The following is a 20,527-nucleotide window of genomic DNA, read 5'->3' as shown; positions in this document are numbered from 1 at the left end:
TGTGGATTGATTCATATTATAATTCAATATAATCAAAAGGCTTTAACGCTTAAAAGCGTTTAAGAAATAAAGGAAAAATAGGTGACAAAGAAATTTTTTTCAGTTATAATAAACCCTAATATTACAAAAATTGTTTTAAAATTAAAAATATATGTGTTTGTGAGTCAGTTAACATGTAATTCTGATTTGCAATGAAAGGATGGGGACGAATATGGGCAATAATGAATTAGATCAGTTGAGAGAACGCGTGGATGAAGTAAACTTGGAACTGTTGAGGTTAATCAATGAAAGGGCCCAGCTCGTCCAAGATATTGGACAGGTAAAAGGAAGCCAGGGTGTCTTTCGTTTTGATCCAGTTCGCGAAAGAATGATGCTTGATAAGATAAAGCAAAGTAATGATGGTCCTTTCGACAATGCTACAATTGACCATATCTTTAAAGAAATCTTCAAAGCTGGCCTTGATTTACAAAAGGATGATCACAAAAAAGCATTACTTGTATCAAGAAAGAAAAAGCCGGAAGATACCATTATTAACTTAAAGGGTGAAAATATCGGTGACGGCAAACAGCACTTTGTTTTCGGTCCATGTGCAGTAGAATCTTACGAGCAAGTGGCAACTGTTGCAAAAGCAATGAAAGAAAAAGGCTTAAAGCTATTACGCGGCGGTGCATACAAACCAAGAACTTCTCCATATGATTTCCAAGGTTTGGGTGTAGAAGGCTTAAAAATTCTAAAACGGGTTGCAACTGAATTTGATATGGCTGTTATCAGTGAAATTGTGAACCCAGCAGATATTGAAATGGCAGCAGAGTACTTGGATGTCATTCAAATTGGAGCTCGCAATATGCAAAACTTTGAATTATTAAAGGCCGCTGGGGCAGTTAATAAACCAGTTTTATTGAAGCGAGGACTAGCTGCTACAATCGAAGAATTTATCAATGCAGCAGAATATATTATGGCACAGGGGAATGGACAAATTATTCTTTGTGAACGCGGTATTAGAACATATGAACGCGCAACAAGAAACACACTTGATATTTCTGCCGTTCCAATTCTAAAACAAGAGACACACTTGCCAGTTATGGTTGATGTTACTCATTCTACAGGCAGAAGAGATTTGCTTCTTCCTTGTGCAAAAGCAGCAATTGCAGTTGGAGCAGACGGCGTAATGGCTGAGGTTCACCCAGATCCTGCTGTTGCCTTATCTGATGCTCAGCAGCAAATGAACTTAGAACAATTCGATCAATTCTATAATGAACTCCTTGCATCCAATTACGTAAGGATCTAATGAATTCTGAAATGAAGACCCTCTGCCACGGCAGAGGGTTCTTTTCTTTAAAAAATATTTTATACTATAATTGCGGCTTTTTAATTCTTATCGTATCATTAGTACATAATTAGGATTGTATAATTCATCACATACAAGGAAAAATGACTAGATTTTTACATCCTGCAGCAAAATAAAGAAAACAATGTTCGTTTCTTAGGAGAGTGTTAATAGTGAATAATATTACGATTTATGATGTTGCCCGTGAGGCAAACGTATCCATGGCAACGGTCTCTCGTGTCGTCAATGGAAATCCAAATGTAAAACCGGTGACACGAAAAAAAGTATTAGAAGTAATTGAGAGACTTGGTTATGTTCCCAATGCGGTAGCAAGAGGGCTGGCAAGTAAGAAAACTACAACCGTCGGGGTCATCATTCCAGATATCTCCAATATCTTTTTTGCCGAATTAGCCCGGGGAATTGAAGATATTGCAACAATGTATAAATACAATATCATCCTTAGTAACTCTGATCAAAATAAAGATAAGGAAATTCATTTGTATCATACAATGCTTGGTAAACAAGTGGATGGAATTGTTTTTATGGGAGGAAACATTACAGAGGAACATGTTCAAGAATTTGAAAAATCACAAGTGCCCATTGTTCTTGCTGGATCTATTGAAGAATCAGAAAGGATTCCATCAGTCAATATTGATTATGAACAGGCTGCATATGATGCAGTGAAAGAGTTTATTGGCAGAGGCCATAAACAGATTGCATTTGTGAATGGGCCGCATTATGAACCTGATATAGCTGTAAAAAAATTAAATGGATATAAAAAAGCTCTAGAGGAATCTAATATTTCCTTCAAGGAGGAGTTGATTCTTGAAGGGGATTATACGTATGATGCAGGTCTCGAAGCCTTTGAAAAAATAGTAGAATTACCTGAAAAGCCAACTGCCATTCTTGTCGGTGCGGATGAAATGGCTCTTGGTGTAGTCCATGGGGCAGCAGATAAAGGCTATCAGATTCCTGAGGATTTTGAGGTTATTACATCTGATAATACAAGATTGTCATTAATGGTCAGACCGCAGCTTACAACCATTGTACAGCCGTTATATGATATTGGAGCAGTGGCTATGCGTCTGCTTACAAAGCTAATGAACAAAGAAAAGGTTGAAAATCAAATCGTCGTTCTTCCACATCGAATTGAACATCGTCAATCTACGAGGGAAGAAAACTAAAAAGAAAGAGGCAGGTTAATCTGAGGGCATTGAAAAAGTACCCTTTATAGGAAAATGACTGTTTCACTTAGTTGTTGATTTCCGCTCCAGGCGGCTTCGCTTTTCCGCGGGCGTGCCGGGAAGTCTCCTCGGCGCTGTAGCGTCTGTGGGGATTCCCTGCTGCTCCGTACTCCCCGCGGGACACTGAATTTACTTCATTGAATCCGCCCACGCACGAAGGAAATGCGTTAGCATTTACGAGGAGTCTACACGGCCTTCCGCTCCAATCAACGGTGTTAAATTTTTTTAATTACTTTGTACAAAACCAAAATAAAAAAGGTATAAAATCCGCATTATTTAAGGGTTTTATACCTTTTTTATTGTTTAATTAAAGTAAAAGAAAAGGAAATAGAGTTAGTAGACAAATTAAATCCAGTCAAATAGAAAATTAAAACACAGACACGTGTACAATGCAGCGGAATAGGGGTTTTTTTTCGTATATTTTAATCAATTCATTTCAAAATTCTTTTTAGATGTACGACAATTATTCCCATGGCACCTCGTAATTCCTGCAAAGTTTAACGAAGGTACTGAAAATCCTTAGTATCTTTTGGGCAAATATAGGACAACAATCAAAAAAGCGACTCTAAAATTCAAAATGAATTTTTAGAGTCGTTTTTTTTATTCTTTTCTTTATTATTTTTATAAGAATTCGCAGGAACATGATGTGCTTGTTTGGTAGAGCTTTCGCTTTTCTAAATAGTTTCACTTTTTTTCTGACTTCTAATCGGGTACAGTGCTTTTTCAAGCGTATTAAGATTTTTTTCTGTTATTTCGGGCTTTCTTGGAATGGGGGGATATAAATCTTCCGGGTCATCCCATTCCTTTGGAAGTTCAACCGGCGATTTGGCTTGCCAGTATTCGACCCATTCAACCGGAAGACGGCCGATGGAGTTTGGGTTTTCTATCATTTCCATCCAAATCATTGCCCAAGCACGAGGGACAACTCGCCAAATATCATATCCGCCGCCGCCGACAGCAATCCATCTGCCCTCACAATATTGATGAGCAATTTTATGAGCCAGTTTTGGAATTTCTCTATAAATCTTCATAGTTGCTGATAAATGTGTTAAAGGGTCATAGTAATGGGCATCTGCTCCATTTTGGGTAAGAATGACATCAGGCTTAAAGAACTCTGCAACCTCTCGAATTGCATGGGAATAAGCGTATAGCCATGATTCATCTTCTGTAAAGGCATCAACAGGTATATTAAACGAATATCCATATCCTGCTCCTTGTCCTCTTTCATTAATGTTGCCTGTTCCTGGGAATAAATAGCGCCCTGTCTCATGAATCGATAGTGTACATACATTTGGTTCATCATAAAAAGACCATTGAACACCATCACCATGGTGGGCATCTGTATCAACATATAAAACCCGTGCACGATATTTTTTCAGCAAATATTTTAATGCGACAGAACTGTCATTATAAACGCAAAATCCTGAAGCCTTTCCGCGAAATCCGTGATGCAGCCCCCCGCCAAGATGTACTGCATGGAGAGCTTTTCCCGTCATGACTTGATCAACTGCAGTAAGGGTTCCTCCGACCAATAGGGAACTAGCCTCATGCATATTGGGAAACACTGGAGTATCTTCTGTACCTAGTCCGTAATTTTCCGCAATTTCCTTTGGGAGTTGTCCATAGCCAGCTTTTTTTACAGCATTGATAAATCCCGGGTCATGGATAAGCAGCAATTCTTCTTCAGATGCCATCCTAGGAGGAATAATATGCTCAGAATCTAAAGCATTGATTTTCTTTAATAAATCAATAGTTAATTTAAGCCGGAATTGATTAAAAGGATGATGACTGCTAAATTTATAATTTAGCAGTTCTTCTGAAAAGACGAATACGGAACGATCTGTCATAGAGAAATCCCCGGCAGATTAGGCCATATTACTTCATGTCCGGCTTCTTTCAGGTCTTGAATCAGGCCTATTGGATTCATTAATTGCACCCTAATAACTAGTACTTTAAATTGATCATCCTGTTTATCCGGGTAAACTAAAACGCTGAGAATATTGGCTTTCCGTTTGCGAATGATTCCGGCAATATCTGATAGGACGCCTGAAATGTTTGGAACCCGTATTTCAATTTGCGAACCTGGCTGATGAGCACCTGTCAGCTCTACCATCGTACGAAGGATATCCGTTTCAGTGATAATCCCTGCTACTTTTTGGTCTAGTAAAATAGGAATCGCACTGATTTTATGTTCATAAAACACTGCTGCAATCTCTTCTACGAAATCAAGGGGATGACCGGTAATGACGTTCTTTTCCATAATTAACTCAAGCGGTTTCTTCAAATCATCCGGGTTCTCGTTTGTACGGAAAGTGGAAGGAGTCGCTTCTTTTAATCGGGAGATTGTCACTAGTCCCACTAACTTTTTATCTGTATTTATAATGGGTATATGGCGGATATTATTCGTTTCCATTACACGAATGGCATCTGCAATGGTATCTGTTGGATACAATGTGACAACATCTGTTTTCATTATTTCTTCAACAATCATATTCATATCCCCTCATTTCTTTAAGTTTGCAGGAGGAAATACATTCCATTAGTACATAAACCGGTTCATGAAGCGAAGTCGGTCAAATTTTTGCACCGTCTCAAGACTTACCCGGCTCCCCACTCTTGCCATAAGGCAGTTAGCAGGATGGGAGCAAATTTCAGGGTCATCAGTTGCATACCACTCCAGTCCGCCGGCACTCATCATCTTTTCCATGACTTTTCTGTATTCCCATACATTCAAATTTGTTCCTTTTAAATCCCAGTGCCAATAATATTCGGTAGTAATGATAAGATAATCTTCCATGGCATCATCCAGCATGGATACGATTAAAAGGTTTTTGCCGACAGCACATCCTCTAAATTGAGGTATTACTTCAATAGCACCTAATTCTATTAAATTTTCAATATTCCCTTCTGACCACCGTTCAAGCGGATCTGGATAGAGAAAAGTGACATAACCAACAATCGTGTTTTGATGTCGTGCAATAATAATTCTGCCTTCTTCAAGTTCAGCAATCCCAATTAATGCTTTATGCTGCTGATCCGGCGGCCTGAATGCAATCAAATCTTCATGAAAATCATAAGACTGCACAATTTCAGAAGAAATAGGGCCCTCAATTATTAACATGCCATATGGAGTATTTAATTCCCTTGCATAATAGGTTTTTTTATGTCTCATTAGGTCACCCCTGGAAAAATCTATACTGAACAATTCTATTATACATAATTTTTCCTTTAGAAAAGACAATTCCACAAAATCTTCGGTATTATTTGATTAGGATTATTTATATGAAGAATTAAATTTTTTTAAAAAATCATTTTTTTAAAATTGTGAATAATTCTTATTTGTAATATAATATTATTATCAACTTCAAAAGGGGGAGATTTAAGTGAAAGTGGAAGCGTTGCCAGTTGTACAAGGGGAATACAATTTACAAAATTATGAAGAAACGTATAAAAGCTTTGACTGGAAAGAGGCAGAAAAGGAATTTTCATGGAGTAAGACTGGGCTTGTCAATTTAGCCTATGAAGCTATTGACAGGCATGCTGAGACTTTCAGGAAGAATAAGATTGCTCTCTACTATCGTGATGGTTCTAGAAATGAAAAGTATACCTTTAAGGAAATGAAGGAACTGACGAATAAAGCGGCAAACGTATTAAAAAATTATGGTGATGTAGTGAAAGGAGACAGGGTATTTATTTTTATGCCCCGCTCACCTGAACTATACTTTACTGTTTTAGGCGCGATAAAGCTTGGAGCCATTGTCGGCCCATTATTTGAAGCTTTCATGGAGGGTGCTGTCAGAGACCGACTGCAGGATAGTGGTGCAAGTGTTTTAGTAACAACACCGGAGCTCCTTGATCGTGTACCGGTCCAAGATTTGCCAGAATTAAAGCATATTTTCGTGGTCGGAGGCAATGTGCAAGACCAGGGACTATTCATTAATTTTATGGAAAAATTTGAAGATGCAAGCAGCAAGCTTGATATTGAATGGGTGGAACGTACAGACGGTTTGATTCTTCACTATACTTCTGGTTCGACAGGAAAACCAAAAGGCGTGCTGCATGTACATAATGCAATGCTTCAGCATTATCAGACAGCCAAATGGGTTCTTGACTTAAAAGAGGATGATATTTACTGGTGTACCGCAGACCCTGGCTGGGTTACTGGAACTTCTTATGGAATTTTCGGTCCTTGGTTAACCGGGACATCAAACGTAATTATCGGCGGCCGTTTCAGTCCGGAATCATGGTATAAAATGATTGAAGATTTTGGGGTAACAGTATGGTACAGCGCACCAACCGCCTTTAGGATGTTAATGGGGGCAGGGGATGAGGTTGTGAAGAAATTTGATCTTAGCAGTCTCCGCCATATTCTAAGTGTTGGTGAACCATTGAATCCTGAAGTAGTAAAATGGGGAGCAAAAGTATTCAATAAGCGGATTCATGATAACTGGTGGATGACAGAAACCGGTGCACAGCTAATCAGTAACTATCCATGTATGGAAATTAAGCCTGGTTCCATGGGTAAACCAATTCCGGGAGTTGTTGCAGCCATTGTAGATGATCAGGGCAATGAGCTGCCGCCATACCGGATGGGGAACTTGGCCATTAAAAAAGGCTGGCCTTCCATGATGCATACGATTTGGAAAAACCAAGCAAAATATGAGTCTTACTTTTTACCAAATGGCGGCTGGTATGTATCTGGTGATTCAGCCTATATGGACGAGGATGGCTATTTCTGGTTCCAAGGCCGGGTGGATGATGTTATTATGACATCGGGCGAACGTGTAGGTCCATTTGAAGTCGAAAGCAAGCTTGTGGAGCATCCTGCCGTAGCAGAAGCAGGGGTAATCGGTAAACCGGACCCTGTCCGCGGCGAAATCATTAAAGCGTTTATCGCGCTTAGAGATGGTTACAGTCCATCTGACGAATTAAAAGAAGAAATCCGTCAATTTGTGAAAAAAGGTCTTGCTGCCCATGCAGCTCCAAGGGAAATTGATTTCCGTGATAAACTTCCGAAGACACGGAGCGGTAAAATTATGAGACGTGTCTTGAAAGCTTGGGAATTAGATTTGCCAACGGGTGACCTTTCAACAATGGAAGATTAATAAATAAAAATAGACCTTGGTTCATATCTTCATGTCCAAGGTCTATTTTTATTAAAATTTGATTAAAGTATATTTCTTTTTACCTCTTTTAATAATGGTAAACTGGCCTTCGATTCTGTCAGATTCCTGCAGGATATGGGCAGTATCAGTAATTTTCTCACCATTTACAGATATTGCTCCATTGGAGATATCTTCGCGGGCCTGACGTTTTGATGAGGAAATTTTTGCAGCGACTAATAGGTCAACTAAATTTTCTTCACCCTTTGTTTCATAGGCGGGTACATCTTTAAATCCCTGCTTAATCTCTGCAGCTGTAAGATTTTTGACATCGCCGCTGAATAAAGCTTGAGAAATCTTTATCGCCTGCTGCAATGCCTCTTCACCATGAATCAAGCGTGTCATTTCTTCTGCCAATGCTTTTTGAGCTTTCCGGAGATGAGGTTCTTCTTCTACACTTACCGCTAACGTATCAATTTCTTCATGAGAAAGGTAAGTAAAGTACTTCAAGTATTTCACTACATCGGCATCTGCTGTATTAAACCAGAATTGATAGAACTCATATGGTGTTGTCTTTTCGGGATCAAGCCAGATAGCTCCGCCTTCTGTTTTACCGAACTTTGTGCCATCTGCTTTTGTTACGAGAGGAATGGTCATTCCAAAGGCTTTTGTTTCTTCGGTGTGCATTTTCCGGATTAATTCCAGTCCAGTCGTAATGTTTCCCCATTGATCACTGCCGCCAATTTGAAGTTTACAATTGTAGTGATCATATAAATGGTTGAAATCCATAGCCTGTAAAATGGTATAGGTGAATTCAGTAAAGGAAATTCCTGTTTCAAGCCGGTTAGCAATTATATCCTTTGCAAGCATGTAATTAACACCAATATTCTTGCCGATATCACGCAGGAATGTTACAACACTCATTGAACTGGTCCAATCATAGTTATTCACCAAGACGGCTCCGTTTTCTCCATTAAAATCAAAGATAGAGGCAAGCTGTTTTTGAATTCCATCCACATTTTTTTGAACAGTTTCTAATGTTTGTAGTTTTCTTTCTTCACTTTTACCGCTTGGATCACCAATTAGACCGGTGGCTCCTCCAACTAACACGATGGGACGGTGTCCATGCTGCTGAAATCTCCTTAATGTTAAAAATGGTACTAAATGACCGATGTGCAGGCTGTCAGCTGTTGGATCTGCCCCGCAATAAAGCGAAATCTTTTCATTATTTAATAATTCTTTTAGGCCATCTTCATCTGTTTGCTGATAAATAATTCCCCGCCATTTTAAATCCTCTAATAGATCCATATCCAATACCTCCATAAAAAAATAAATCCCTGCACAAAGTGCAGGGACGAAATAATCGCGGTACCACCCAGCTTGAGGAATACTCCTCCAACTCAAAAAAATAACGGTTTTGACCGTTCTCTGTTAATAAAATTTTCACAGAGAAAGCTCCAGGATGTAATTCACTCTTCTATTTGTAGCAGCTTGCACCCACCGCTGCCTCTCTTTAATCAGGGATAGAAGAACTACCATTGTTTCCCTTCAATGCTTATGTTAAAAATGAACTTATAGTCTTTTTAACATAAACATCATATCTTGTCAAATTAGAAATGGAAATTTCAGAAAAAGTGGAATCCTGTCAATTTATATATACTGAGTATGCTATAATGAATGGTGATTTAAAATGAGGTGATGCATTGAATGAATGAAAAATGGCAAACTTGGATTAATAAAGTCAAATCCATCTTTACCTTGCTTACCCATAAAAAAACGGTAAAGGGTGCCCGGATTACCTATTCAGTTGTGTGGAACTTAGTACTCCTCATTGTCGTGGTAATCATTATTGGAGGCTCTTTTGCTGCAGGAGTGGGTGCCGGTTATTTTGCCTCGCTTGTAAAAGATGAACCAATTCGTTCTTACGATAGTATGAAAAAAGACATTTATAATTACACGGAAACATCGCAATTATTTTTTGATCATAATGTCTATCTTGGAAAGTTAAGAACGGATCTTGAACGGGAAGAAGTGAAAATCGATCAAGTCTCGGATTATTTAGTCAAGGCTGTTGTGGCAACCGAGGATGAATATTTTTATCAACATCATGGTGTTGTGCCTAAGGCTGTTTTCCGTGCCCTGTTTCAAGAAGTAACAAATTCATCTGTTCAATCCGGAGGCAGTACGTTAACACAGCAATTAATCAAGAATCAGATTCTGACTAATGAAGTATCCTTCGAAAGGAAGGCCAATGAAATTTTGCTTGCACTTCGCTTAGAGAAATTTTTTGATAAAAAGGAAATTCTTGAAGCATATTTAAATGTTGCACCATTTGGAAGGAACTCATCAGGTAAAAATATTGCCGGTGTTCAGGCCGCTGCAAAAGGTATCTTTGGCAAAAAAGTAAGTGATTTAACACTGCCGGAGGCTGCTTTCATTGCAGGTCTGCCGCAAAGTCCATTCGGCTATACGCCTTTTACGAACGATGCAGCCGTTAAGAAAAATCTTGAGCCCGGGATTACAAGGATGAAGACCGTCTTAAAAAGAATGTTTACGAACGGATATATCACTGAAAAACAATATAAAGATGCCCTGGCCTATGATATTACAAAAGATTTTGCACCGCCTGTGGCAAATCCGATTGAAAAATATCCTTATCTCACGTTTGAAATAGAAAACCGTGCCAAAGAGGTTCTCACAACAGTTTTAGCACAAAAGGACGGTTATTCCGAGGAAGATTTGAAAAAGGATGATTCTCTTTATTATAAGTATAAGACATTAGCAGCTCACGATTTGAGGCAAAATGGCTATAAAATTTATACAACCATTGATAAAGATATTTATGATGTCTTCCAAAAGGTAAAGGATAACTATCAATGGTACGGACCAGATAAACCGGAGAAGGTAAAAGATCCGGAAACAGGTGAAGAGAAAACGGCCATGGAGCCCGCTCAGGTAGGTGCCATGCTAATCGAAAATAAAACAGGGAAAATAATCAGCTTTGTCGGCGGACGAAATTATGACAGTGAACATCAGCTGAATCATGCAACAAATGCCATTAGGCAGAATGGTTCCACCATGAAGCCCTTGCTGATATATGGACCTGCCATTGAACTTGGGAAGGCATCGCCAGGTACTCCGCTTCCTGATGTTGAGCTTAGTCTGAATCCTGGAAGCAGCAGTCCATGGCCGCATAACTATGATTATCGATATAATGGTATTGTCTCAGCAAGATACGCGCTTGCGAAATCCTATAATGTTCCGGCTGTTAAGCTTTATAAGGAAATTGTAAATAAGCAGCCGGCAAAGTACCTTGAAAAAATGGGTTTCACTTCGCTTACAAAAGCGGATCACACAAATCTTGCTGCTAGTATCGGTTCATTGACAAATGGTGTAACAATAGAAGAAAATACAAATGCTTTTAGCACATTTGCAAATGACGGCAAATTTATCGATGCCTATTTGATTGATAAAATTGTAGATAAAAATGGCAACATCATTTATCAACATAAAGTGAAACCGGTGGATGTATTTAAGCCGCAGACAGCTTATTTGACTTTAGATATGATGCGGGATGTAATTAAAATGGGAACGGCATCCGGAATTAAAAGCAAGCTTAATTTCAGTACTGACTGGGCTGGAAAAACAGGTACAGGAAATCAGTATATTGATTCTTGGTTTGTTGCAACTAACCCTAATATTACATTTGGCATTTGGAGGGGGTATGACAAGCCTAAGTCACTTCAGACAGCAGGAATGTCATACAGCCAAAGGACAAATAACCTATGGGCTCAATTAATGAATGCAGCTTATAAAATTAAACCGGATTTAATTGCTCCAAAACAATCATTTAAAATGCCGGACGGAATTGTAAAACGCTCCTATTGCGGTGTTTCCGGCATGCTCCCATCAGCTGCCTGCGTAAAAGCAGGGCTTGTCAGGAGTGATTATTTCAATGTCAATAATGTCCCCACAAAAGTGGATGATAGTTTAATTGAAGGTAAATATGTGACGGTTGGCGGTAAAAAATATTTAGCATTGAATTCCACACCAAAAGAGTTTTCCCAGTTTGGTGTAATCTTAAACCCTGATTTTGTCAAACGTCTGACAGGAAGTAATTTTCATAATTACAGCCAGCTGATTCCGAATAATGACCGTTGGGGAAAACTTCTTGTAACAACAGCGAAAATGAAGGATAATGGCAAAAAGCCAAATCCTGTCGGTTTAAAGATGAGTGGAAATACTTTATCCTGGTCCGCTGCCTCAGATAAAGATGTTGTCGGTTACCGCATCTACCGAGATGGTTCAAAAGTGGGCAGTGTGGTGAATGGGTCGAAACGTTCATTTAATGCTGGTAATGGTGCTTACTATGTAACAGCAGTTGACATTGCCGGGAATGAGTCAGCACCATCGAATGTGGTGCAAATTGGAACAGCGGAAAAACCTGCAGATACACCTGCGTCAGGAAAACCGGTTAAAAAGCCGGGTAATAAACCGGAAGACAAACCAAAAGTTAAACCAGACAAACCGGTTAAACCAGTTAAACCGACAGAAAAACCTGCCGATAAGCCTGCATAAAGAAAAGCACACGAGAATTTTCTTCGTGTGCTTTTTATGTAATAAACCTTATTTAGAAAATCGATTTAATAAACCAAATGAAAAAGAAAATCCCCTGACCATTGTGGCAGGGGATTCTTTTTACCATTAACGAGAGTAGAACTCAACGATGAATGTTTCGTTAATTTCAGCAGGTAATTCAGAACGCTCTGGTAAGCGAGTGAAAGTACCTTCTAATTTTTCAGCATCGAAAGTTAAATAATCAGGAACGAAGTTATTTACTTCGATTGCTTCTTTAATGACATCAAGGCTACGTGATTTTTCACGAACACTGATTACTTGTCCAGGAGTTAAACGGTATGAAGGGATATCTACACGAGAACCATCCACTAAAATATGACCGTGGTTAACTAACTGACGAGCTGCACGACGAGTGCGGGCAAGACCTAAACGGTATACAAGGTTGTCAAGGCGGGACTCAAGAAGAATCATGAAGTTTTCGCCGTGAACGCCGCCCATTTTACCTGCTTTTACAAACAAGTTATGGAATTGACGCTCATTTACTCCGTACATATGACGAAGTTTTTGTTTCTCTTGTAATTGCAATCCGTATTCAGAAAGCTTTTTACGTTGGTTTGGACCATGTTGTCCTGGAGCGTAAGGACGCTTTTCTAATTCTTTACCTGTGCCGCTTAGAGAAATTCCAAGACGACGGGATAATTTCCAGCTTGGGCCGGTATAACGAGCCATAATATGACTCCTCCTTCGTGTTTTTATTTTGGTAAAATAAAAACCGCTAAGAAACACCATAACAGTCATTTTGTTTTCATGCACCATCGCCCTAGCAGCAGAGGGTTACACGATGCACCATCATAAATTGGACGGACAGTTGTCCATCTCCAGGCTCTATCGGCTAGTGTCCTTCGCTCTTCTCTCTACGATAAGTGAAGCACGAATTCGCTTATGCTCTTCGTGGTTCCTATATCTCAGTCGAAGGGTTAAAGTCCAATACGCTGTTAAGCGTCGCCTTCCGCCTTTCTTATGAGGAACAAAATGAAACAATTATAGATCATTCTCAAAGGCTGCAATATTTTACACAAAAAATATTATATAATTTTTATACTACTAAAGTCAAGGTAATTTCTGTTTTGATTTGGTTCGAACAGATATTATAGAGGATTGTGAGGATAAATATGATAGTAACCAGCCTAAACGATAATAATGAGTTAATCATATAATATAGTATAATGAGAGCGTTTTCTGAGCAGGAGGAGCTGGCGAGATGAAAGAAAAGAAGTCACGATTTGAGACGGAAGTCATTCATGCTGGTTATCAGGAAGAACAGTATCATGGAAGCTTAGTGCCGCCAATATATCAGTCATCCACTTTTACATTTTCCAATGCAGAACAAGGAGAGAAAAGATTTGCCGGTGAAGATAAGGGATATATTTATTCGCGATTAGGAAACCCAACGGTAAAGATTTTAGAGGATCGAATCGCAATGCTGGAAAAAGGGGAGGCTGCACTTGCCTTTTCGTCTGGAATGGCCGCTGTTAGTGCAGCACTTTCTGACTTAACAAAATCAGGTGATCATATTCTTTGTTCACAAGGAATTTACGGCTGTACATTTGGATTGTTGCAATTGTTTAAGGAAAAATATCAAATATCTCATGACTTTTCCGCAATGGACTCCATTGAGTCACTTAAGAAAGAAATTAAGCCAAATACCGCTGTTATCTATATTGAAACGCCCATTAATCCGACGATGAAGCTGGTTGACTTAGAAATGGCGGTGAATGCTGCAAAGGAAAGAGGAATTCCGGTTGTTGTGGATAATACCTTTTGTTCACCTTATTTACAAACTCCTATAACAAAAGGCTGTGATGTCGTGATTCACAGTGCCACCAAATTTATATGCGGACACGGCGATGTTGTGGCTGGAGTAGTGGTTGGAAAAAAAGAGTGGATTGAACGAGTTTCACGGACAACTCAAAAAGACATGGGCGGCATTATGTCTCCATTTGATGCATGGCTGCTATTAAGAGGATTGAAAACACTGCCTGTTCGAATGGATCGTCATTCAGAAAATGCCAGCAAGTTGTTTGCATTTTTGAAACATCATCCGAAAATTGATACCATTTATTATCCAGGGGATCAGGAAAACCCGGACTTTTCAATCATGCAAAAACAAATGAGGCAGCCTGGGGGTATGATTTCTTTCTCAGTTAAAGGAACAAAGGAAACAGCTCAGCAATTTATGAATCAGCTTAAATTAATTAAAATTGCGGTCAGCCTTGGGGACCCTGAAACTTTAATACAGCATCCTGCATCAATGACTCATGCGGTTATACCTGAGGATGAACGCTTAAAAATGGGGATTGAAAATACATTGCTGAGGCTGTCCGTTGGTCTTGAAGCATGGGAGGATATAAAAGAAGACCTTGAACAAGCATTGGAAAAAATATAACAAAGCCCGCCCAAACAATAGCCTTGATTGGCGGCCGAAATACTCCATTTAACCAGTTTCGGCCGCCAATACTTGATGTGATTTTCTTAGAATTTAGTCGTAAAATACTTGCGAATGACCAGTGATGTTAGCGGTGATTCACTGGTTTGCAGCCTATAAGGAAACCCGCCCATTAAAACGGGCGGGTTTTTAAATGCATTCGGTTAATACTTTTACAAATTCTTCAAGCTTTTCTTGATCCAGTTCGTCAAAGCGGTTTGTTTCCGGTGAATCAATATCTAATACGCCTATTAATTGATCCCCTTTTAATAGAGGTATGACGATTTCTGACTGAGAAGCGGAATCACAGGCAATGTGTCCAGGGAATTGGTTTACGTCTGCAGCGCGGACCGTTTCTTTCTTCAGTGCGGCAGTACCGCAAACCCCTTTGCCAATAGGAATTCGGACGCAGGCTGGGAGGCCTTGGAATGGTCCTAATACTAGTTCATTATTCGTATCCGTTAAATAAAACCCGACCCAATTAATTCGGTCAAGAAATTGATTCAATAAGGCTGCTGCATTACTAAGATTAGCAATCTGATTTTTTTCATCGTGCAGCAGTGCACGGAGTTGTTTTGTTACAAGTTCATAATTTTCTTCACGGGTCCCGGTATATATTTCGACGCTAAACATGCCATTTCACCCAGTTTCTTTAAATTTTATAGTCTATTTTATCAGATAACGAAGAAAATGAGCAGACTTTGTCGACATTTTTTTGAAGGAATCAATTGTGACAACAAGAATCTTAATATTATAGGGAAATATGGAGGCTCCAAAGGGGGAATACCGATGAAAAAAAATTCAAAGGAAGCCATTGTTAAAGCGGCCATTCTTTTATTTAATTCCAAAGGATATGCAGGAACATCAGTGAGGGACATTGCAAATTTAGCAAAAGTCAATTCTGCCTCTATTTCTTACCACTTTGAAAATAAAGCTGGCTTGTTAGAGCACTGTTTTACACATTTTTTTGAACAGTATATTCAAAAAATGGAAAATGCGTATAATTCTATTGAAAAGGGTGCCAGAGCTTGTTTAAAACAAGTGGCAGGGGATTTGCTTCAATTTCAATGTGAAAATATTCAGCTGGCAAGTTTTGTTTATCGCGAAATGTCAGTGGATTCGCAAGTAGTCCGCGAAATTTTGTCGACCTATTCTTTAAAAGAAAAATATTACTTTCAGAAAATCTTTGAAAGGGGCTTCGAATGGAATGAATTCCGCCCGCACTCAATTCCCTATTTAATTATCCAGCTGAAGTCCCTATTGATGATGCCGTTTACAAATACACATTACATGAGAGAAGTTTTATATATATTTCCTAATGAAGCATTTTTTGTACAGAAATATTTAAAAGATATTTATTTATGGATTGACAAAACTTTATGTTCGGACATACCGATAAGAAAAGGTGCATTAATAAAATAGCGGCCATCCGCTATTTTTTTTACAAAAAAATTGAAAATAATAGTCAAAAATTGTCGTTATCATGGTATCATTAAGGCATTGGACAAAACTTTAAACGATTAAAAAAATAGATATCATAGATGAATGATGATTTAATTGTGGTTTGGAATAGGAGGCTTACTTGTGATATATATCATTGGACCATTCATCCTCTTACTGGCTTTATTTGTAGTGGGATATATCATCAAGAAAAAGTATTTTAAGGAAATGGATCGCCTGGAGGCCTGGAAGATTGAGTTATTTAATCGTCCGGTTCCGGATGAAATGTCTAAGGTGAAACAATTAAATATGACAGGACAAACGGAAGAACTCTTTGAACGCTGGCGAAATCAATGGGACGAGGTTATAACCGATAAGCTTCCAAATCTAGAAGAAATGCTGTTTGATGCTGAAGAGTACATAGACAGATACCGTTTCAAAAAGGCTAAAGACGTTCAGCAGAAAGTTGCTGAACATTTACAGGAGACGGAAGGCCAAATTAATACGATTTTGGAAGAATTACATGAATTGGTTGGCAGTGAGGAAAAAAATCGTGAAGAAATTGAGCAAATGAAGGAGTTATATCGAGATTCAAAGAAAATGCTTCTAGCTCACCGTCATAATTTTGGAAAAGCAGAAAAACAGCTTGAAGCAGTGCTTGAAGAGGTTACTCAAAAGTTCCATGAATTCGATGAAAAGACGGAACACGGGAATTATCTAGAAGCCCGTGAAGTTGTCTTGTTGATTCACAACAAGCTTGAAACCATACAAAATAATATGAACGTCATTCCTCAGCTCTTAATTGAAAACCAGTCACTTCTTCCGAACCAGCTTTCAGAGGTTCTTGGCGGCTATAAGGAAATGACTGAGCAGGAATATTATTTAGAACATATTAATGTAGAAGAAGAAACCAAACGTTTGCAAGAGAAACTTGCTGAGAATATTAAATCCATTGAAACGCTGGAAATTGAAATAGCGGCTGAAGGGACTAAAGAAGTAAAGGATAGAATTGATATCCTTCTAGATTTATTGGAAAAAGAAGTACATGCGAAGCACTTTGTATTGAAACATCAGGAACTTGCCGGCGGCCTGCTTGTTTCTGCTGAGGAGGAAAATAAAGTTCTGTCGGAAGAAGTTTTGCACGTTCAATCGAGCTATCAAGTATCTGAGCAGGATCTTGAAATTCAAGGGAATCTAGAAAAAGAGCTTTCAGCTGTTTTTAAACGTTACGAGATTTTAATGGAAAAAATGAAGCAAAATGAAACTGCGCAATCGGTTATTGGTGAGGAACTTGCAGAGATAAAAGAACAGCTGGATTTAATTTTAGAAGAACAGCAGACCTTGGCTCAAAAGCTTCAGGCTCTCAGGAAGGATGAGTTTGAGGCAAGAGAGAAAGTGAAAGAATTAACCAAAAAAGTGGCCGAAACGGTTCGTTTTGTACAAAAAAATAATGTACCAGGACTGCCTGAAGACTATAAATATCTATTTGAAGATGCAAATGAAAGCATTCAAAATGTTCGGTTTCAGCTTGAGGAAAAGCCTCTTAATGTTTCCGCTATAAATCAATATTTAGAGACTGCAGTCTCAACCGTTGAAAAACTGGCGGATTCCACAGTTGAGCTGATTGAAAATGTAATGCTTGCAGAAAAGGCCATCCAATATGGTAATCGGTATAGAACTCATTATCCATCGGTTGCTAAAGGTTTGTCAGAAGCTGAAATGGCATTTAGACGATACGAATATCAAGAGGCATTGGAACAAGTTGCTGCATCACTTGAAGGAATCGACCCAGAGGCATTGAAAAAGATAAAAGCGGCAGTGGAATCTGCTTAACAAGGAATCCGGTTTGACCAAATATTGGTCGACCGGTTTCTTTATTTAAGTTTTTAAAAATCCATTCTTTTGTGTTAAGATTTATCTCGGTAGAGAAAGGTGACGACGATGATTTATTTTGATAATAGTGCTACGACAAAGCCATATAAAGAAGTTTTAAACTCTTTTTTGACGGTTTCTAGTGAATATTTTGGAAATCCGTCTTCACTGCATAGCTTTGGAGGACATGCCGAAAAATTGCTTTCTCAGGCTCGCGAACAAACAGCCCGGCTTCTGCATGTGAAAGCAAACGAAATTTATTTTACTTCTGGCGGTACTGAAAGTAATAATTTAGCAATAAAGGGTGCTGCTTACAAGAATCAAAGTAGAGGAAGGCATTTAATTACATCTGCAGTAGAGCATCCCTCTGTACGTCTTGCGATGGAACAGCTTGAGGAGGCCGGATTTGAGATTACGTATATACCTGTTGATCAATATGGGCGGGTTTCAGTCCTTGATGTTAAACAAGCTATTCGGAAAGACACTATTTTAGTTTCCATCATGCTGGTAAATAATGAGGTAGGCACTATTCAGCCTATTAAGGAAATTGGAGAAATGTTAAAGGATTATCCGACTGTTCTTTTCCATGTTGATGCCGTTCAAGGGATTGGAAAAGTTCCGTTTGACATATATGAAAGTAAAATTGATTTTTGTTCTTTTTCCGGACACAAGTTTCATGGCTTAAAGGGGACTGGAGTCCTTTATGCACGTGATGGTGCAAAAATAATGCCTCTGTTTTCGGGAGGGAACCAAGAACGGACACTAAGAAGCGGAACGGAAAATGTTGCCGGTGCCGTTGCCTTGGCTAAAGCTTTACGAATGACTTTTGATCAATTCCAAGCCGGGGTGGAGAATATGAAGAAAATTCAGAACCTGCTTAGGTTGGAACTAGGTAAAATAGAAACTGTGAAAATAAATACGCCAAGTGAACAAGCGGCGCCACATATCTTTAATTTTTCTTTAAAAGGGATAAAATCAGAAGTGTTTATTCATTCACTTGAGGAGAAAGAGATTTTCGTATCAACGACAAGTGCTTGTTCGTCCAAAAAGAAATCGGCAAGTTCAACACTAATTGCAATGGGAGTCCCTGATTCAATCGCTGAGAGTGCAATCAGAATCAGTCTTTCATTTGAGAATACAATTGAAGAGGCAATTGAAGTTATTAAAGAGATTAAAAACACAGTAAAACAACTAGAGAGGATAATGAAATAAATGGAGTATGATCGTATATTAATTCGTTATGGGGAAATATCTACTAAAGGCAGAAACCGTAATAAATTTATTGATAAGTTAAGAAAAAGTGTACGCATCGCCTTGAGAAACTTCCCTGAAATTAAAATAGAAGCAAGCCGCGATAGAATGTATGTTGTGCTGAATGGTGAAAATGCGAGGGAAATTATTGAAAAATTAACCCATATTTTTGGAATTCAATCTTTCAGTCCAGCTATTAAAGCGGCTAAAGAAATAGAGTTAGTAAAACAATCGTCTTTGGACTTGGTTCAGTCACAATATAAAGATGGAAAAACATTTAAAGTAACAGCCAAAAGATCGGATAAGACATTTGAATTAACTACGGATGAAATTAATCACACACTTGGAGACCATTTGCTGCAAAATATCCCAGGCTTAAAAGTTAATGTGAAAAATCCTGATATTAACTTGAGAGTTGAAGTACGAAAAGATGCTATTTATTTGTCGTGTGAAACGATACCAGGCGCAGGTGGTCTTCCAGCAGGATCGGGCGGTAAAGCCATGCTGATGCTTTCAGGCGGGATTGACAGCCCTGTGGCAGGTTATTTAGCAATGAGAAGAGGATTGGATATTGAAGCGGTTCATTTTTTTAGCCCGCCGTTTACCAGTGAGAGGGCAAAAGATAAGGTGATTGATCTTTCAAGGAAGTTGGCAGAAATAGCAGGAGGTTCCATTACCCTCCATATTGTGCCGTTTACTGAGGTACAGCAGGCAATTCGGGAACAGGTACCAGAAAATTATACGATGACTTCGACGAGAAGAATGATGCTGCGGATCACAGATGAAATCAGGAAGAATCGAGAGGCATTGGCTATCATTACCGGGGAAAATCTGGGACAGGTTGCAAGCCAAACCATTGAAAGTATGTATGCAATTAATGATGTGACCAATACACCCATTTTACGCCCGTTGATATCGATGGATAAAAACGATATTATAAAAATTGCTGATAAGATTGATACATTAGAAATATCAAATAGACCTTATGAAGATTGCTGTACAATCTTTGTGCCTGCTTCACCAAAAACAAAGCCAAAAAGAGAAAAGGTCCGTCAATATGAAAGTTACTTTGACTTTGAACCTTTAATTCAAAAAGCGGTTCATGATGTAGAGACCATTACCATTAAACCAGGCGAGGAACTTTCACAGGAATTTGATGATTTGTTTTAATAGTATTTTTTTAAAAATTTGCGAATAATTACCAGTTAAAATAAAGAATTATGCCATG

The 20,527-nt window shown here is 38.7% G+C and carries 15 protein-coding genes and 1 other annotated feature; of the genes, 9 read left to right on the top strand and 6 right to left on the bottom strand.

The window, feature by feature from the left end:
• Positions 1-211 precede the first annotated feature (211 nt).
• Together M3183_RS16185 and ccpA are read left to right on the top strand one after the other, a co-directional pair.
• Positions 212-1,288 (top strand): bifunctional 3-deoxy-7-phosphoheptulonate synthase/chorismate mutase, encoded by a 1,077-nt coding sequence (locus M3183_RS16185; RefSeq protein ID WP_251471289.1) that lies wholly within the window; start codon positions 212-214, stop codon positions 1,286-1,288.
• A 203-nt stretch (positions 1,289-1,491) separates the two neighbouring features.
• Positions 1,492-2,511 (top strand): catabolite control protein A, encoded by a 1,020-nt coding sequence (gene ccpA, locus M3183_RS16180; RefSeq protein WP_464514035.1) that lies wholly within the window; start codon positions 1,492-1,494, stop codon positions 2,509-2,511.
• Positions 2,512-3,245: 734 nt separating this feature from the next.
• On the opposite strand, the gene M3183_RS16175 is transcribed toward ccpA, so the two are convergent.
• Genes M3183_RS16175 through M3183_RS16165 form a run of 3 tightly spaced genes read right to left on the bottom strand, consistent with a single transcriptional unit; the run spans position 3,246 to position 5,743 of the window.
• Positions 3,246-4,418 (bottom strand): acetoin utilization protein AcuC, encoded by a 1,173-nt coding sequence (locus M3183_RS16175; protein WP_251471288.1) that lies wholly within the window; start codon positions 4,416-4,418, stop codon positions 3,246-3,248.
• The gene (locus tag M3183_RS16170; RefSeq protein ID WP_251471284.1) at positions 4,415-5,062 is read right to left on the bottom strand and encodes an acetoin utilization AcuB family protein; all 648 of its coding nucleotides are present in this window, start codon (positions 5,060-5,062) and stop codon (positions 4,415-4,417) included. Before M3183_RS16170 ends, M3183_RS16175 begins: the two co-directional genes overlap by 4 nt.
• A gap of 48 nt (positions 5,063-5,110) precedes the next feature.
• Positions 5,111-5,743 (bottom strand): GNAT family N-acetyltransferase, encoded by a 633-nt coding sequence (locus M3183_RS16165; RefSeq protein ID WP_251471263.1) that lies wholly within the window; start codon positions 5,741-5,743, stop codon positions 5,111-5,113.
• A 211-nt stretch (positions 5,744-5,954) separates the two neighbouring features.
• Between M3183_RS16165 and acsA the strand changes: the two genes are divergently transcribed.
• On the top strand, positions 5,955-7,676 hold the full coding sequence (acsA, locus tag M3183_RS16160; RefSeq protein WP_251471260.1) for an acetate--CoA ligase: 1,722 nt from the start codon (positions 5,955-5,957) through the stop codon (positions 7,674-7,676).
• Positions 7,677-7,727: 51 nt separating this feature from the next.
• Here the strand turns inward: acsA and tyrS are convergent, their stop codons facing one another.
• On the bottom strand, positions 7,728-8,981 hold the full coding sequence (gene tyrS, locus M3183_RS16155; protein WP_251471257.1) for a tyrosine--tRNA ligase: 1,254 nt from the start codon (positions 8,979-8,981) through the stop codon (positions 7,728-7,730).
• A gap of 39 nt (positions 8,982-9,020) precedes the next feature.
• Positions 9,021-9,234: a binding site (T-box leader), on the bottom strand.
• Positions 9,235-9,380: 146 nt separating this feature from the next.
• Here tyrS and M3183_RS16150 point away from each other — a divergent pair.
• Positions 9,381-12,251, top strand: a complete 2,871-nt coding sequence (locus M3183_RS16150) for a transglycosylase domain-containing protein (protein WP_251471255.1) — start codon at positions 9,381-9,383, stop codon at positions 12,249-12,251.
• Positions 12,252-12,377: 126 nt separating this feature from the next.
• Here M3183_RS16150 and rpsD read toward each other — a convergent pair whose 3' ends face one another.
• Entirely contained in the window at positions 12,378-12,980 is a 603-nt protein-coding gene (gene rpsD / locus M3183_RS16145; RefSeq protein ID WP_251471253.1) for a 30S ribosomal protein S4, read from the bottom strand.
• Between the two features lie 532 nt (positions 12,981-13,512).
• Here rpsD and megL point away from each other — a divergent pair.
• Positions 13,513-14,697 (top strand): methionine gamma-lyase, encoded by a 1,185-nt coding sequence (megL, locus tag M3183_RS16140; RefSeq protein WP_251471251.1) that lies wholly within the window; start codon positions 13,513-13,515, stop codon positions 14,695-14,697.
• Positions 14,698-14,886: 189 nt separating this feature from the next.
• On the opposite strand, the gene M3183_RS16135 is transcribed toward megL, so the two are convergent.
• Complete coding sequence (locus M3183_RS16135) at positions 14,887-15,369, bottom strand: GAF domain-containing protein (RefSeq protein ID WP_251471250.1); 483 nt, start codon at positions 15,367-15,369, stop codon at positions 14,887-14,889.
• A gap of 156 nt (positions 15,370-15,525) precedes the next feature.
• Here M3183_RS16135 and refZ point away from each other — a divergent pair, with 156 nt between their 5' ends.
• The 4 genes from refZ (at position 15,526) to thiI (ending at position 20,469) form a co-directional block, all read left to right on the top strand.
• On the top strand, positions 15,526-16,158 hold the full coding sequence (gene refZ, locus M3183_RS16130) for a forespore capture DNA-binding protein RefZ (RefSeq protein WP_251471248.1): 633 nt from the start codon (positions 15,526-15,528) through the stop codon (positions 16,156-16,158).
• A 162-nt stretch (positions 16,159-16,320) separates the two neighbouring features.
• Positions 16,321-18,009 (top strand): septation ring formation regulator EzrA, encoded by a 1,689-nt coding sequence (ezrA, locus tag M3183_RS16125; RefSeq protein WP_251471246.1) that lies wholly within the window; start codon positions 16,321-16,323, stop codon positions 18,007-18,009.
• Between the two features lie 108 nt (positions 18,010-18,117).
• Positions 18,118-19,260 carry a cysteine desulfurase family protein gene (locus M3183_RS16120; RefSeq protein ID WP_251471245.1) on the top strand — a complete coding sequence of 381 codons (1,143 nt, stop codon included), beginning with the start codon at positions 18,118-18,120 and terminating at the stop codon, positions 19,258-19,260.
• Positions 19,261-20,469 (top strand): tRNA uracil 4-sulfurtransferase ThiI, encoded by a 1,209-nt coding sequence (gene thiI, locus M3183_RS16115; RefSeq protein WP_251471242.1) that lies wholly within the window; start codon positions 19,261-19,263, stop codon positions 20,467-20,469.
• The last annotated feature ends 58 nt before the right edge of the window (positions 20,470-20,527 follow it).

This window comes from Neobacillus mesonae (genome assembly GCF_023715155.1).
GTDB classification, from domain to species: Bacteria; Bacillota; Bacilli; order Bacillales; family Cytobacillaceae; genus Neobacillus; species Neobacillus mesonae_A.
The sequence above is the reverse complement of the archived record's forward strand: the minus strand, read 5'-3'. Positions and strand labels throughout refer to the sequence as shown.

Bases quoted from the DNA above. Each gene is read 5' to 3' on its own strand.
- M3183_RS16185 (WP_251471289.1), top strand. From the start codon at position 212: ATGGGCAATAATGAATTAGATCAGTTGAGAGAACGCGTGGATGAAGTA.
- M3183_RS16175 (WP_251471288.1), bottom strand. From the start codon at position 4,418: ATGACAGATCGTTCCGTATTCGTCTTTTCAGAAGAACTGCTAAATTAT.
- M3183_RS16170 (WP_251471284.1), bottom strand. From the start codon at position 5,062: ATGATTGTTGAAGAAATAATGAAAACAGATGTTGTCACATTGTATCCA.
- M3183_RS16165 (WP_251471263.1), bottom strand. From the start codon at position 5,743: ATGAGACATAAAAAAACCTATTATGCAAGGGAATTAAATACTCCATAT.
- tyrS (WP_251471257.1), bottom strand. From the start codon at position 8,981: ATGGATCTATTAGAGGATTTAAAATGGCGGGGAATTATTTATCAGCAA.
- M3183_RS16150 (WP_251471255.1), top strand. From the start codon at position 9,381: ATGAATGAAAAATGGCAAACTTGGATTAATAAAGTCAAATCCATCTTT.
- rpsD (WP_251471253.1), bottom strand. From the start codon at position 12,980: ATGGCTCGTTATACCGGCCCAAGCTGGAAATTATCCCGTCGTCTTGGA.
- megL (WP_251471251.1), top strand. From the start codon at position 13,513: ATGAAAGAAAAGAAGTCACGATTTGAGACGGAAGTCATTCATGCTGGT.
- M3183_RS16135 (WP_251471250.1), bottom strand. From the start codon at position 15,369: ATGTTTAGCGTCGAAATATATACCGGGACCCGTGAAGAAAATTATGAA.
- refZ (WP_251471248.1), top strand. From the start codon at position 15,526: ATGAAAAAAAATTCAAAGGAAGCCATTGTTAAAGCGGCCATTCTTTTA.
- M3183_RS16120 (WP_251471245.1), top strand. From the start codon at position 18,118: ATGATTTATTTTGATAATAGTGCTACGACAAAGCCATATAAAGAAGTT.
- thiI (WP_251471242.1), top strand. From the start codon at position 19,261: ATGGAGTATGATCGTATATTAATTCGTTATGGGGAAATATCTACTAAA.